This window comes from Cuspidothrix issatschenkoi CHARLIE-1 (genome assembly GCF_002934005.1).
GTDB lineage: Bacteria > Cyanobacteriota > Cyanobacteriia > Cyanobacteriales > Nostocaceae > Cuspidothrix > Cuspidothrix issatschenkoi.
The window spans coordinates 602-1,974 of the sequence record NZ_PGEM01000086.1; the positions used below are offsets into that span (position 1 = coordinate 602).

1 pseudogene is annotated in these 1,373 nt (G+C 39.3%); it reads right to left on the minus strand.

Annotated elements, in window-relative coordinates:
* Window positions 1–86 precede the first annotated feature (86 nt).
* Window positions 87–1,373 (minus strand): annotated as a pseudogene (gene tftA, locus CUN59_RS12715) (hormogonium tapered terminus morphoprotein TftA); the annotation flags it as partial.

The following is a 1,373-nucleotide window of genomic DNA, read 5'->3' on the forward strand; positions in this document are numbered from 1 at the left end:
AAAGCCTATACTGTCATCGTTTTGACTTTTGACTTCCGCCCTGCGGTACTAGTGCTTATCCGTTCCTTCCTGTTCCCTACTATAATTTACAAAAGATCCGCTGATTCGTAGAGTCTTCGCAAAATAGCTGTAATCTTTGCACCATAATCCAAATCCGCAGACCAACGGCCTGATAATTGATGTACTGAGGGGGCAACACCTCTAGTCACAAAACGAAATCTAGGATCTACTTCTTGTTGTACTAAAGGTTCTAGACTGGCATAGGCTTTTAAGTGTTGAATATGCGCTCTCACTCCAATTCTAGCACTAGAAAAAGATGCTCCTTCTGCCCCCCCACCAACTTCTCCTAAACCAGCAAAATTATTTTGTTGGGGTTTAATATCAGTACCAAATCGTAAAAATCCAGTTTCTAAACACATTTGACAAAATGCAATATCATGATTTATTCCCTCAATCATGGCTTCTTCTCGATAGAGTTTAGGTAGATCAGGAAATTGGGCAATGCCGCTTTCATTATTGTTTTTCAGAAATAATTGTAACTGTAATTCGGACGTATTACCATTTGAGATAAGTTGCTCAATTTGTCCTGGACAAACTGCTAAAATCGAGCGTAATTTAACTGTGCGCGTGGCATTATCCCAATCAATAGAAACATGAGATTCTCGCAGTTCTATGGCCTTGATATAAACTATTTGCCGATAGGTAATACGACGCAAATTAGCAACCTTAGATAGATCAACTCGGAGTCTATCTACTAAATCAATGGGGATATAAGAATTACCATTAATTAATAATCCTTGTTCTCCATAATTCTGTCCATTGATATTGATATTAATATTGGGATAACTGGTTTCATTTGTTGGTTGCTTCGGGTCAATAGCTTGACTCCAAATGACTAGTCCTTCAACAATACCTATAGCAAAATCTCGACGACGACTTTGTAATAAAGATCGATCTTCAGGACTGCTTAAAAAACCAACTTCTAGTAATAAGGCAGCGATCACTGTTTGACGACAAAATTGTAAACTACCTAAGCCACTATCCGTATCTGGTTTCACTCCTCTGTTTGGTAATTGGGAAACACGGCGCAACAGTCCGTTTAATACCATCTCTGCATTTTGTTTACGTTGGTCATTTTTGGCAATATAGATGGGTTATTAGCTGCATTAGCTTGAATTTCCAGTGTCACATCCTTACTAGTGGCGCGAGCATTAATCCAAGCTATAGTTTGAGCAGCACTTAAATCATCAGGAACAGCCAAAACTTCTAAACTACGGCTACGAAGTTCTGTCACCACTAGATCCCTTAAGAGAATCATTTCCTTTGCCTCTGTTGTTCCGCCAGCGATGACTCCAGGGTCAAATTTACCTGAT